General features: G+C 56.3%; 1 protein-coding gene. It reads left to right on the forward strand.

The annotated features are described in order from the left end of the window. Positions 1-98 precede the first annotated feature (98 nt). On the forward strand, positions 99-494 hold a 396-nt coding region (locus KMS84_RS43805; RefSeq protein ID WP_256921280.1), incomplete at its 3' end, for a P-loop NTPase family protein.

Below are 494 nucleotides of genomic sequence, written 5' to 3' on the forward strand. Positions count from 1 at the left end.
TCTACCTGCAGCGTGATTTGGACTTCACCGAACAGTTCGCCGAGGAAGCCAAAGAGGCTGACAACGGCGGCGTGAAATTCATTAACTGAGGTTTTTCCATGTCTGAGATTGCTTCGTTCCGCCAAAAGCTGCGCAGTTTTGATTTCCTGCTCGATGACCCAGCGGTATCCGAGATCGCTATCAACGGTCCAGGCAACGTATGGGCGGCGTATCGCGGTAGCCGCTTCATGCGCCCCGTCGCTGTGGATGGCGTCACCCTTCCGCTGATCAAGTCGCTAGCCGAGTTGATTGCGGCGCATACAGAGCAAGAGGTCAACGCTTATACGCCGATCCTTTCCGGTCGCATCCCTATGGACATGAGCGACCACGTAGCGGACTCGGAACGTGGCGACTATCGAGTCCAGTGCGTGCTTGCGCCTGCCGTTGAGCAACATATCGGCGGCATCGTCTGTATTCGTAAACCTGGCCGCGTTCAGCTGACGATGGACCAATAC

Origin of the sequence: Streptomyces hilarionis, from assembly GCF_024539675.1 — a bacterium.
In the GTDB taxonomy this organism is placed as follows: Bacteria; Actinomycetota; Actinomycetes; order Streptomycetales; family Streptomycetaceae; genus Streptomyces; species Streptomyces hilarionis.